A 12,794-nucleotide genomic window follows, 5' to 3' on the forward strand; every position below is an offset into this window, starting at 1 on the left:
AAAAAACCTCCCATATTATTTGCTGAAATACATGCTGTTCCATCTCAGCTCATTCTGCAGATTCCGGATCGTTGTATCGCCATCAATATAAACCGCTTCAATACCCATAGCTGCTGCCCAGTCACCCATCTGCTCTGCAGTAAGGTCATAGGTAAATGCAGTGTGATGTGCGCCGCCGGCAAGGATCCATGCTTCTGCTGCTGTGGAAAGATCCGGCTTCGGTGTCCAGAATGCAGTACCTACCGGAAGTGCAGGCATCGGCTTCTCTGTTTTCTTACACTCAACCTCATTGATCAGCAGACGGAAACGGTCACCAAGGTCAACCAGGGATGTTGCGATTCCAGGACCTGTCTTAGAAGTAAATACCAGTCTTGCAGGATCTTCACGATCTCCCATGGAAAGCGGGCATACACGCATGCTGACCTTGCCATCAGCAACGGATGGGCAAACCTCCAGCATATGTGCCTCAAGGATTCCCTCTTTACCCGGTACCAGGTTATAAGTGTAGTCCTCCATAAAGGAAGTACCCCTGGCGTCCTTTTTTCCTGCTGCCATGATCTTCATCAGGCGAACCATAGCTGCTGTTTTCCAGTCACCCTCGCCACCGAAGCCATAGCCTTTTTCCATCAGTCGCTGGATCGCAAGTCCCGGAAGCTGTTTCAGGGAGCCCAGATCACCAAAGTGTGTTACGATAGCCTGATAATTTTTCTCCTCGAGGAAGCGCTCAAAACCGATCTCGATCCCTGCCTGGACTGCTACATGCTTCTTAAATTCCTCAGGGTCACGTCCATCCAGAATCATATCGTATTTATTATAATATTCTTCTACCAGAACATCAATATCTCCCTGGCTTACATCCTGAACATATTCTGCGATCTCATTAACCGGATAAGCATCGATCTCCCATCCGAATTTCATCTGAGCCTCAACCTTATCGCCCTCTGTTACGGCTACGTTTCTCATGTTATCCGCAACACGGCATACACGGATATGGCTGCTTTCCATGATACCAACTGCAGTACGCATCCAGGATGCCAGACGCTCCTGGACCTTTTTGTCTGCCCAGTGTCCTGCAATGACCTTACGCTCGATTCCCATTCGGGTTACCATATGGCCAAACTCACGGCCGCCATGTGCGGACTGGTTCTCATTCATAAAGTCCATATCAATGGTGTCATAGGGAATCTCCACATTGAACTGTGTATGAAGGTGACACAGCGGTTTACGATACTCTTTGAGACCAAGGATCCAGGATTTTGCCGGGGAAAATGTGTGCATCCATGCGATCACGCCGGCACAATTTTCATCTGCATTGGCATCATTAAAGGTTTTACGGATCAGCTCATTTGTGATCAGCGTTGGTTTCCATACAACCTCAAACGGAAGTACACCGGATTTATTCAGCTCCTCTACGATGATCTTGGAATGCTCGGCTACCTTGCGGAGACACTCATCTCCGTAAAGATCCTGTGAACCTGTGCAAAACCAGAATTTATAATCTCTTCCTGTTTTCATGTGAAAGATCCTCCTTAAAATAAAATTAATATCATATGCATAACATTCCTGAAAATCTGCAGTCCATTTCTGCTGCCAACATGCGTCCGATCTTCTGAAATGTTATAAGGCTCTCTGTAAGGTATATTGCTTCATTCTCTAATAAAACGATCTGATAAAACGGTTATGTATCTGTGCTCATGCCCCTGCTTTCACGCTGCTGCCCCGTATGATCAGTTCCGGACGGATCAGACGTTCTACGGTACTTTCTTCATCAGGCACACCGCCTAACTTTTCCAGGAGAAGCTTTGCCGCCATCTCTCCCAGTTTTTCCTGGGGATGGGTGATAGTGGTAATGCCCTGTCCCTGTCTTGCATATAGTGAATTATCATAGCCGGTTACCGCAACATCTTCCGGGATCTTTTTGCCCTGACGTTCCAGTTCTTCCATAACCTGGACAGCGATCTGGTCGTTGTAACATACAATTCCCTCCGGAAGGCTGTTCTGACGGATCATGTTCCGGACCATAAGAGCCGGCTTTTTTCGCCGGTCCTCGGTGTGAAACCAGACCACCTTATCCGGATCATAGGCAATTCCATGCTCCTGCAAAGCCTTCACATAACCCTTATGCCGTTCGATTCCCTGACGGTCATCTGCCTTGAAAAATCCTGCAATGTTACGTCTGCCAGAATCCAGGAGATGCTTTGTAACAAGATAACCACCACCTGCATCATCCATGAGGATATGGGGTTTTTCCTGCATCTCCGTATACAGTCCCTGGATAAAAATATATGGGATCTGATACTTGTCCAGTGTTTCATACAAGCTTACATGTCTGCACAACACCTCGCTTTTGCTTGGTTCAATGATCAATCCGTCAATTCCCTTACTGATCAGCTCTTCCAGGAATCTTGCCTCCTTCTGACGGCTGTTTCCTGTATTTTTGAGGATGATACTGTACCCATTATCGGACAGCACCTCATCGATCCCCTGGATCAGCCTGGGAAAAATATAATCCGAGATATATGTAGTCACCACTGCGATGTTTCCGGTCCCGTGGATCTGACGGAGCACATCCGCACAGAAGGTTCCCTTTCCCTGAAAGGATTCTATGTATCCATCTCCTGCCAGGATCCCCAGAGCCTTTCGCACCGTATGCCTGCTCAGCCCATATCGTACACTGAGCTGGTTTTCAGAGGGAAGCTTCTCACCCGGACGGATCTTTCCGGAAAGAATGTCTGTTTTCATTTCTTCCATCAGTGCATAATATTTTGCTTTTCCGTTTTCTGCCATAAGCTCCTCCCTTCGTTTGTATTTTGATCTGTATTTATTCTGTTCGTTTCATCTGTAATTATTTTATAACTTGTATATACATGCAAACAAGTTGTTTTTATTATTTATCAAAAGTTCCATATAAAGAAAGGCCGGAACACCCTCTACATTCTGGTGTTCCGGCCTTTCTATTCCGCCTTGCATATTTATTTCAAAGTTTTTGCTGCCTTCCGATCATTTCCTGCCTTAGCGGTACATCTTCATATAATCCCCATGTGCCTCGATCAGCTCATCACACATTGCCTGGATGTCTTTGATATTCAGCTCTGCACCTGTGTGCGGGTCCATCATGGCTGCCTGATAGATTTTCTGGCGGTCTTTGGTCACTGCTGCCTCAATAGCAAGGAGCTGCGGGCTGACATTGGATGAATTCATAGCTGCCAGCTGTGTAGGAAGCTTGCCCACTTTTACCGGATGTACACCGGTTCCGTCGATATAGCATGGAACCTCTACGCAAGCATCCGACGGAAGGTTATCAATGTAACCGTTGTTAAGAACATTTCCACCGATCTTGTACGGTGTGTTTGTAACAACAGCCTCCATGATATAAGAAGCATACTCTTTACTTCTCTCATGGCCGATCTTGCCATCCTTGAGGATATCCTCGCGCTCTTTTTCCCAGCCCTCGATCTGTTTGATACATCTTCTCGGATATTCGTCAAGCGGAATATTGAACTCCTCGATCATCTCCGGATATTTGGATTTAATGAAGAACGGATTATACTCTGCATTGTGCTCACTGGACTCTGTACAATAGTATCCAAGATGACGGATATACTCATAACGCACCATGTCCTCATGCTTCTCACCGGAGGTATTCTTCTCCTCGGCAATTCTGCGGATCTCCGGATACAGATCATTTCCGTCTTTGTCGTGGATCTCAAGGAGCCATGCCATGTGGTTGATACCTGCGATCAGCTCTGTACGTCCCTCAATCTTGTCTTCCATTCCCATTCCCTCAAGAAGCTTCTGGGAGCAGACCTGAACGCTGTGACAGAGGCCTACGGTACGGATCTTTGTAAAACGCTGCATATAGCCGGTAAGCATTGCCATAGGGTTGGAGTAGTTCAGGAACAGAGTGTTCGGGCAGACTTCTTCCATATCCCGGGCAAACTCTTCCAGAACCGGAATGGTACGAAGTGCACGCATGATTCCGCCGATTCCCAGGGTATCTGCGATAGTCTGTTTAATGCCGTATTTCTTCGGGATCTCAAAGTCTGTAACTGTGCATGGCTCATATCCGCCTACCTGAATGGCGTTGACTACGAAATCTGCATCTCGAAGTGCATCTTTACGGTTCTCGGCACCGAGATAAGTTTTGATCACTGCGCGGTCCTCGTTTACGTTGTGGTTGATGGCACTTAAGATAATTCTGGAATCCTCCAGTCTCTTCTCGTCAATATCATAAAGTGCGATCTCGCTCTCGCGAAGTGCCGGTGTGCACATACAATCGCCAAGTACATTTCTTGCGAAAACCGTGCTTCCTGCTCCCATGAATGTAATTTTGATCATGTTCGTTTCCTCCTGTTTCCTTTGTTGGGTCTCTTATCCGGAATTCTTGTATTTTTCTTTGAAATTCCTGATTTTCTGTTATTTTTGCGGTGCAGTCCCGCTTCGTTTTCTTTGTGATCTTATCATACTACCGGAAACTTGTTTAAAATATGTACTTTGATGTTAATAATTGTTGTTTTGTTGCATGAGATACCTGGAAATAATTTTCTATAACATTTCTTATGACATAAAAAGCTCTCTGCCCGATACCAGAATTTTATATATTCCGGACCAGACAGAGAGTTCTTTTTTCTTCGTGAAATATATCACAGAATCAGGACTCAGATTCCATATAATCGCCCTTCTTTCCCTTCACTACAAGTCTTCTCTTTTCTTCCTTGTATTCTCTCGGACTTCTTCCTGTTCTTGCCTTGAATACCTTGGAAAAAGCCAGCGGATCTCCATACCCTACTTTTGCAGCTACTTCACTGACCTGAATACCTCCATTTTTCAGAAGAGTCTTTGCCTTCTCGATACGAAGATTCATAAGATATTCCTGCGGCGAGCATCCGAGGCTTTTTTTAAACGAACTGGTAAGATAGCTCCGGTTGACGCCAATGCGGTCTGCCAGCTCATTGATCTTCAGCCGCTTGTCAAAGTTGGCTGCAATGTAATCCACTGCATGCTCCACATAAACGGAATTTGGATATCTGTGGGATGGGAGAAGCTTGCCTTCTCTCAGACATGCATCCCGGTTATCTGTGATCAGGTCAGAAAAAAGAAGCATCAGAAGTCCGTTCCGTTTCAGTTCATTTTCAAAAACGAGCTTGTTGGTCCGTACCATTGCATCAATATACTTCGCCGCATTTTCCATGCAGTGGATCCTTCGGACCGGATTTTCCCTGCTGAAGCCGCTTACATGGATCACTTCCTCTGCAGTCATTCCCTCAAATCCCACCCAGCGGTACGTCCAGGGATTATCCATGTCTGCCTCATACCAGGCCTCCACACTGGCTGGGATCAGAAATGCTTCTCCACCTGTCAGATGATACTGATGGCCATCCATCTCAAAAACTCCGCTTCCGGATTCCACGATATGAAGTACATGAGAGATCCTTTTATTTGGTCCAAATCGATGTCCCGGATCGCATTTTTCCCACCCACAATAAGTAAGACAGAGATCCACCGCACCTTTCTTTAAATTCTCCAGACATTTATAGCTGTCCGAGTTTGTAAAACCAACTGTATGAAGCAACTTGTCACCTCCCTGATGTCATATATTATGTTTCCGCCTGTGAGCTGCTTCGCCACCCAATAACAGGCCGCCATATCCGGCGGCCTGTTATTTTTCTGGTCAGGCGGATGTTTTTCTGCAGATAATTTTTATTCCATCATTTACAGAAATCAGTCCTCTGCTTCAATTGTATACAATACAGAATGGAAATCACCGTTTGTCTTATTGCAGTAGTCACGATCAACCGGGATTCCTGCATACATCAGCTCATTTCCGTAAGCTTTCAGGCACTTATCTTCCCATTTTACTTTGTAAAGCTGATCCTCGTCAAGACCCTTGAAGCGCAGACGCATCCAGGAAGCATTGACCTTGTTCAGTCTTTCATAGTATCCGGCAACTGCCTGTTTTTTGTCTCTGGAAACAACCATCCATGCAGTGTCATTTCCTTCGAACGGGCTTAAGATACGGTAGAAATCACCCTCCACCTGGATCAGGTCACGATGTTCCTTCATGAATTCCACCTGTGCCTTTACCTCTTCGATCTCTTTGGCACTTAAAAGGTTCAGATCCAGCTCATAGCCAAAGGTTCCGAAATATGCCACATTTGCTCTTGTAGAAAGCGGTGTGGTACGGTGCAGCTGATGATTCGGTACTGCTGATACATGAGATCCCATGCTGACGATCGGATAAACAAAGGAGGTACCGTACTGAATCTTTTCTCTCTCTGCTGCATCGGTATCATCACTGGTCCATGTCTGCGGTGCAAAATACAGCATTCCCGGATCAAATCTTGCTCCGCCGCTTGCGCAGGATTCAAAGAGGATGTCAGGGAATCTCTCTGTCAGTCTTGTATACAGCTCATATACACCAAGGATATATTTATGCATAGTCTTGCCCTGATCTGCTGCAGATGCGCCGCGGCTAAAAGGCTCGGACATGTAGCGGTTCATATCCCATTTAATGTAGGAAATGGAAGATTCCTCGATAACCTTGGAGATGGAATCATAAATAAAATCCACAACCTCAGATCTGGAAAAATCAAGAACGTGCTGATGTCTTGAGTGGGACTCAAAACGGTCCGGTGCTCCGATGAGCCAGTCCGGATGTGCTCTGTAACAGTCACTGTTCTTGTTTACCATCTCAAGCTCTACCCAGAGACCGAATTTCAGGCCCATCTCCTCGATCTTGCGGGAAAGTCCGGAAATTCCGTTTGGAAGCTTGTTCTTATTTACAAACCAGTCGCCAAGACCCTGGTAATCATCGTTTCTGGTTCCGAACCATCCGTCATCCAGAACGAAAAGCTCTACCCCAACCTCTTTGGCTTTTTTTGCAATATTGAGGATTTTTTCCTCATCAAAATCAAAATAGGTTGCCTCCCAGTTATTAAGAAGGATCGGGCGTGCATGATTTCTCCATTTTCCGCGCATCAGGCGGTCACGGTACAGTCTGTGGTAAGCCTGGCTCATTCCGTTTAAGCCCTTATCGCTGTATACCATAACAACCTCCGGAGTCTGGAATTCCTCATCTTTGGAAAGCTCCCAGGAAAATCCCTGTGGATTGATTCCCATCATAACTCGTGTCATCTCGTAGGTGGAAACCTCGACCTGTGCAAGGAAGTTGCCGCTGTACACAAAGCTGAAGCCGAAAACCTCGCCTGTATCTTCTGTTGTATGAGGACGCTTCAGCGCGATAAACGGATTCTGCTCAGAGCTGGAGCCGGTTCCTGCAAGACTCTGTACAGCCTGTGTACCCATCTCAAGTTTGCGTGTTTTTACATAGCGCTCACGTGCCCACGCACCGGAAAGATGGATCATCTCATAATCCATATCCGGGAACCCCACTGCTGCACTCATCACGTTCTCAAGACGGATCTTCTGATCCCCTTTCTGAACAAGGCGTGCACTTCTGGTGACCACCGGGTAATCCTCATATACGGAATATGTAAGAACAAGGTCTGTGTCCATCACAGAATCATGAAGTGTAATGTCCAGAGATGTTGCCTCTTCCTCGTTCTCTGTGTAGGTTGCCGGAAGACCGGCAAGCTTCTTCTTGCCGCCGTAAATCTCATGAGAAACATATTTGAAATCTACGATCTCGCTTCCGTTCTCCTGACGAACAGTAAGAGCGGGGCTTCTGAAATCACCGGTTCCGTAAACAGGATACTCCTGTTTGGTATACTGCATGGAAAGAAGTCCCGGCTCCGGAACGCATACAGCCATCAGGGAACGCATGATCTCCTCGTGAAGATAACTGAAATCCTCTTTATCGCGGATAGCTTTTCCATAGTACAGATTCTCCATCTGGCCATTTTCCATGATACAGGTGATGTAGCTTAAATGTTTGTTATAAATGTGGAATGTCTTTGATCCCTCGTGAAATTTGATCGGCATAATTTTCTCCTTTTTTCGTTTACTGCGGATAAAAATATCCGCCTCTTTCCTTAAGAATCATCAAATAACTGTGCATTTTGGCATTTGCTTCGATAAAAATACCGCTGACAACCTCAATAACCAAATCCTCAGTTATATACATTGTCAGCGGTCTTGTATTACCTTATGTAATATTTCTGATTACAGTTTTCCACCGCTGGTAGCAATACCTTCGATAAACTGTTTCTGGAAGATCATGTAGATCACGATCATCGGAATGCAGGCGATCAGAGATGCAGCCATCAGTTCCGGGAATTTGGATACATACTGGCCCTGCATCTTTGCAAGTGCGGAAGAAAGTACCAACATATCCTTATCTGTATTAACGATCATCGGCCACATCAGGTCTTTGAATGCGAATACAGCTGTGAAAATTCCAAGTGCGACCATACTGGATCTTGTAAGTGGTGCCATGATGTAAAGGAAGGTCTGACCGATGTTACATCCATCAAGTCTGGCAGCCTCCTCCAGATCCTTCGGCAGTCCCATGTATCCCTGTCTCAGAAGGAAGGTACCGAACGCAGTGACAATACCCGGGAATACAAGGGCAAAGATCGTATTCAGCATACCCATCTTGCTGACCATCAGGTACTGCGGGATGATGAAGATCTGTACCGGAACCATCATCTGGAACAGTACAAGACTGAAGCAGAGATCACGGCCCTTGAAGTTCAGTCGTCCAAATGCATAGCCTGCCATAGTTGCTGTAAGAACCGCACACACTACTCGGAAGAAGATCAGAAGCAGTGTATTCTTGTACAGAAGCAGGAAGTTCATGTTATTGATAACAGAAATAAATGCGTCTTTTCTCCATATTTTCGGGAAAATAGTGAAAGGATCTACAGATGTTGCTTCAGTTACAGTTTTAAAAGCTGTCAGGATCATCCAGATAAATGGCACAAGCATCGTTATGGACACAATGATCAGTATGACATGTATTAAAATAGTGGTTAATTTCTTTTTTGTTTCCATACTATCCATGGTTAATCCCCCTTTTTAGTTGTAGAATACCCATTTCTTCTGACCGATCATCTGGAATACTGTCAGGATCATGGTGATAATAAGAAGTACTACTACGATCGTAGCGCCGTATCCCATGTTCTTATTGATAAATGCATATTTATAGAACAGGTAAACCAGTGACTGAGTCTTGGTAAGTGCCGGGTTTGACTTGTCAATAACCATATAGATCAGGTCGAATACCTGAAGGGATCCGATCACACGGGTAACAAGTACGAAGAAAATGGTTGGTGAAAGAAGCGGGATCGTAATGCTGAAGAATGCATTCACACCTGTAGCTCCGTCAATCTCTGCCGCTTCATAATAATCTCTCGGAATTTCCTGAAGTCCTGCCAGAAAAAGAACCATATTGTAACCGATGATAGACCATACACCGATGATCGCAACTGCAAATACTGCAATTTTCGGATTAGAAACCCAGTTTACATGAACATGGAAAACGTTATTGATAAGACCATAATCAGAGTTGAACAGCCATCTCCATACCATGGCTACCGCTGCCGGAGCTGCTACCATCGGGAGGAAGATGATGGTTCTGTAAACAGAACGGCCCTTCATCTTTCTGTTAAGAAGTACTGCAAGAACAAGTGCGATGACAATGGAAAAAGGAACCTCCACGATCGCATATTTGAATGTGTTGATCAGTGCCTGCCAGATCTCTTTATCTGCAAAAACCTTCTGATAGTTCTGTAAACCGATAAAGATATTTCCTTTACCAAAATCTCCTGTTTTGAAAAAGCTCTGGTAAATAGTCTGGAAGATCGGAATGATGTTCAATACGATCAGTCCGATGGTTGTTGGGAGAATAAACAGCCAGCCCCAGAGGAACTCACTGCGCTCTCTCTTTGTCCGTGCCTGTGACTTGGTAGTTTTAGCCATAAGAATCACTCCTTCTATTCCTTCTATGTATGAGGCCGCTGCACCTGAGTGCGGCGGCCCCTCTCATTACTGCACTTAATTATCGGTGTTTCTTAATGCTTACTCCTCAGCCAGCTTCTCGTTCATCTGATCAGCCATCTGCTTGCAAGCCTCTTCCATTGTGATGTCGCCTGTGTATACGCCCTTAAGGATCTCGTTGTCCTCGTTCTCCCATGTTACAGTAGATTTGGAGTATGGACGGATCTCCATGTCATCCATCATGTTCAGATAAGCCTGAAGGTTAAAGTCTGCGGATTTAGCCCATGCATCAGATGTATCTTTGTATGCACTCATTGTAACACCAAGCTCAGCCTGTTTCTCCTGAGCCTCTTTGGATCCGAGGTACTCGATCAGCTGCCAAGCTTCGTCTGTGTGCTCACCGGAAGCAGATGCTGCCCATCCAAGTCCGTTATATAAGGAAGCTCTTCTGCCTGTCTCAGCGTTTTTAGGAAGCTCTACACAATCACAGTTAGCTGCTGTGTACTCGTTCTCTTTAAATGCTGCAAGCATCCAGGAGCCCTGGCATGTCATAGCGATCTTGCCAGCCTCGAAAAGTACGTCCTCGTTGTTCTCGGACATTGTCTCAAGAGACGGGATCACGCCATCCTTGATCCATCCTTCCAGTGTCTGCATAGCTGCGATCGTCTTCTCATCATCCCAGCCGGATTTTGTCTTGTCATCGCTAATGATGTATCCGCCGTTATCATAGATCAGGTTGTAGTATCCGGCCTGGTTGTTATCATTTCTCATTCCGAGACCGTACTGGGAACCATCATCCTTAGTAAGCTTCTTAGCTGCCTCTGTAACATCATCCCATGTCCAGTCAGCTGTCGGATAATCAAGTCCTGCCTCGTCAAATAATGTCTTGTTGTACCAGAGAGCGATTGTATCTACATCCTTCGGTACTGCATAATATTTATCATCGTATGTATACAGTCCCCAGATATCCTCCGGATAGTTCTCCGGATCGATCAGATCGCTGTCTTTGATCTTATCGGTCAGATCAAGAAGCATATCGTTGGACATGTATCTCTGACTCTCGTTGGAGTGCATCCAGAATACGTCCGGAAGGGAACCACCCTGTGCACCGGCCTCAAGCATTGTCCAGTACTCATCCCATTTAACAACGGAAATCTCTGTCTTGATTCCTGTCTTCTCTGTGAAGTCTGCGAGAATTTCTTTGATTCCCGGCTCCTGGTTGGTGTCCCAGATGGATACGGAAAGTGTAACATCGTCACCTTTTGCATATACCGGAACTGCTGTCATTACCATGGCACCTGCTAACAATAATGCTGCTACTCTTTTGAAATTCATAACTTCTTCCTCCTTTTAAATCTTTCTTATTTTCCCTCTTTCTTTGGTCAGTTTTTATATTTTTTCACGTCCCTGACCGTTGATATTATTATAATTGCACATGGAAAAATGATAAATGGATTATTGTCATTTCAATATGGAAAAATGTTGCTTTTTATTCATTTTATCCATTTTTTGTTCATACTTTGTTAATTATTCGTCATTTTTACATGTTTTCGTTTATTTCTTACATATATTTTCATATTTTTCACTATTTATGAGCATATTTTGGCACTCATTTATTTCCTTGTAGCAAAACCAACATTTTTACATATCTGTTTTTGTATGTTTTTACTAACTCAGCACATGTATAAATGTCATTTTCCGAAAAACACACTTTTCCTTTCCTAACATAATTCCATGCGTGCCATCATTTTCACATGTGCACGCAAAGTTCCATGTTTTTTTATACAGTCCCATAAACCGTGCTGATACTTATCTGCGTCCCCTCTCTTTACACACAATCAAAAACTATGCTAAGATTAGCTGTATCGGACTTTTCCCATATGGTCTGTTTTCATTTCTACATTTCTATATAAGGAGGTATTTCGTTATGAATCTTTTAAATGAAGATAATGTCGTCCATGTATTTCTCAACAAGCTGGGTGACATCGTGATCGCCAATCTTCTTTTTATTCTCTGCTGCATCCCCGTGATCACCATTGGGCCGTCACTAACTGCCCTTTATCACTGCATGATGCGTACAGTAAAAGGGAATAACAACGGCACAACGAAAACATTTTTCAGAGCTTTTAAGGAAAACTTCAAACAGTCACTGATCATATGGCTGCTGATCCTTGCTGCCGGAACCATGATCATCCTGAATATCCGCTTTCTGCTCCATGCAGAAGGAAGCGCTGCACATATGCTGTTTTATCTTTCTGTGGGGGTTCTGACTTTGCTGATAATTTTTACTTTATACATATTCCCGGTGATCGCAACCTTTGCCAATACACTGGGGGCACTTTGCAGAAATGCATTTCTGCTGGCATTTATGCATTTCCCCACAACGATCGCCATTGCGGTGATCACAATCTTTCCATTGTATATGACATATCTCGATGCAAAGCTGCAGCCACTTTACGCATGCTGCTGGTTTTTCTTTGGATTTGGACTTGTAGCTTTTATAAATTCGATGCTGTTGTATCGATTTTTTAAGAAGCTGCTTCCTCCGGAGGAGGATATTTCGCTTTTGTGATGAAAAGCTTGGGAAAATTGTTATTTATTTAGATATAGTATTTTTAGATATAGTATTTTCGCTTTTCAAAGCGGAGGAAATCTGCGAGGGGGAAAGCACTCAGAGTTGCGAAGCCCGTTTTTCCCCCTCGCGCTCCCCCTTTCCGGGCACGCTATATTGTCGTACACTGTGGGAATGTGTTAGTGTATTGGCACGGCGATGTATTCTACGGTATTGATGATGCTGCGCTATGCCGATGAGGATGCCGATGTATTCTACGGTATTGATAATGCTGCGCTATGCCGATGAGGATGCCGATGTATTCTACAATATCAATATCACATCT

At 44.7% G+C, this 12,794-nt stretch carries 9 protein-coding genes; 1 reads left to right on the top strand and 8 read right to left on the bottom strand.

Translation table 11 applies throughout. From position 1 onward, the window contains the following. Positions 1 to 15: 15 nt before the first annotated feature. From araA to DWW77_RS04450, 8 genes are all read right to left on the bottom strand, one after another. Positions 16 to 1,515, bottom strand: a complete 1,500-nt coding sequence (gene araA / locus DWW77_RS04415) for an L-arabinose isomerase (protein ID WP_118608113.1) — start codon at positions 1,513 to 1,515, stop codon at positions 16 to 18. Between the two features lie 177 nt (positions 1,516 to 1,692). Continuing rightward, positions 1,693 to 2,787: a GntR family transcriptional regulator gene (locus tag DWW77_RS04420; protein WP_118608114.1), complete on the bottom strand. Its 1,095-nt coding sequence runs from the start codon at positions 2,785 to 2,787 to the stop codon at positions 1,693 to 1,695. Positions 2,788 to 3,012: 225 nt separating this feature from the next. Further along, entirely contained in the window at positions 3,013 to 4,338 is a 1,326-nt protein-coding gene (locus DWW77_RS04425) for an alpha-glucosidase/alpha-galactosidase (protein ID WP_022426688.1), read from the bottom strand. Positions 4,339 to 4,651: 313 nt separating this feature from the next. Then, the gene (locus tag DWW77_RS04430; RefSeq protein ID WP_118608115.1) at positions 4,652 to 5,572 is read right to left on the bottom strand and encodes an AraC family transcriptional regulator; all 921 of its coding nucleotides are present in this window, start codon (positions 5,570 to 5,572) and stop codon (positions 4,652 to 4,654) included. Positions 5,573 to 5,721: 149 nt separating this feature from the next. Next, positions 5,722 to 7,941: an alpha-galactosidase gene (locus tag DWW77_RS04435; protein ID WP_118608116.1), complete on the bottom strand. Its 2,220-nt coding sequence runs from the start codon at positions 7,939 to 7,941 to the stop codon at positions 5,722 to 5,724. Between the two features lie 180 nt (positions 7,942 to 8,121). Then, on the bottom strand, positions 8,122 to 8,952 hold the full coding sequence (locus DWW77_RS04440) for a carbohydrate ABC transporter permease (protein WP_353615808.1): 831 nt from the start codon (positions 8,950 to 8,952) through the stop codon (positions 8,122 to 8,124). Between the two features lie 24 nt (positions 8,953 to 8,976). Next, a complete protein-coding gene (locus DWW77_RS04445) occupies positions 8,977 to 9,879 on the bottom strand; it encodes a carbohydrate ABC transporter permease (protein ID WP_118608117.1) in 903 nt (300 codons plus the stop codon). Between the two features lie 99 nt (positions 9,880 to 9,978). Then, positions 9,979 to 11,232, bottom strand: a complete 1,254-nt coding sequence (locus DWW77_RS04450) for an ABC transporter substrate-binding protein (RefSeq protein WP_118608118.1) — start codon at positions 11,230 to 11,232, stop codon at positions 9,979 to 9,981. A 592-nt stretch (positions 11,233 to 11,824) separates the two neighbouring features. Here DWW77_RS04450 and DWW77_RS04455 point away from each other — a divergent pair. Then, positions 11,825 to 12,469, top strand: a complete 645-nt coding sequence (locus DWW77_RS04455; protein ID WP_059086770.1) for a YesL family protein — start codon at positions 11,825 to 11,827, stop codon at positions 12,467 to 12,469. Positions 12,470 to 12,794: the final 325 nt, after the last annotated feature.

The organism is Ruminococcus sp. AF17-12, assembly GCF_003479245.1.
Classification (GTDB): domain Bacteria; phylum Bacillota; class Clostridia; order Lachnospirales; family Lachnospiraceae; genus Blautia_A; species Blautia_A fusiformis.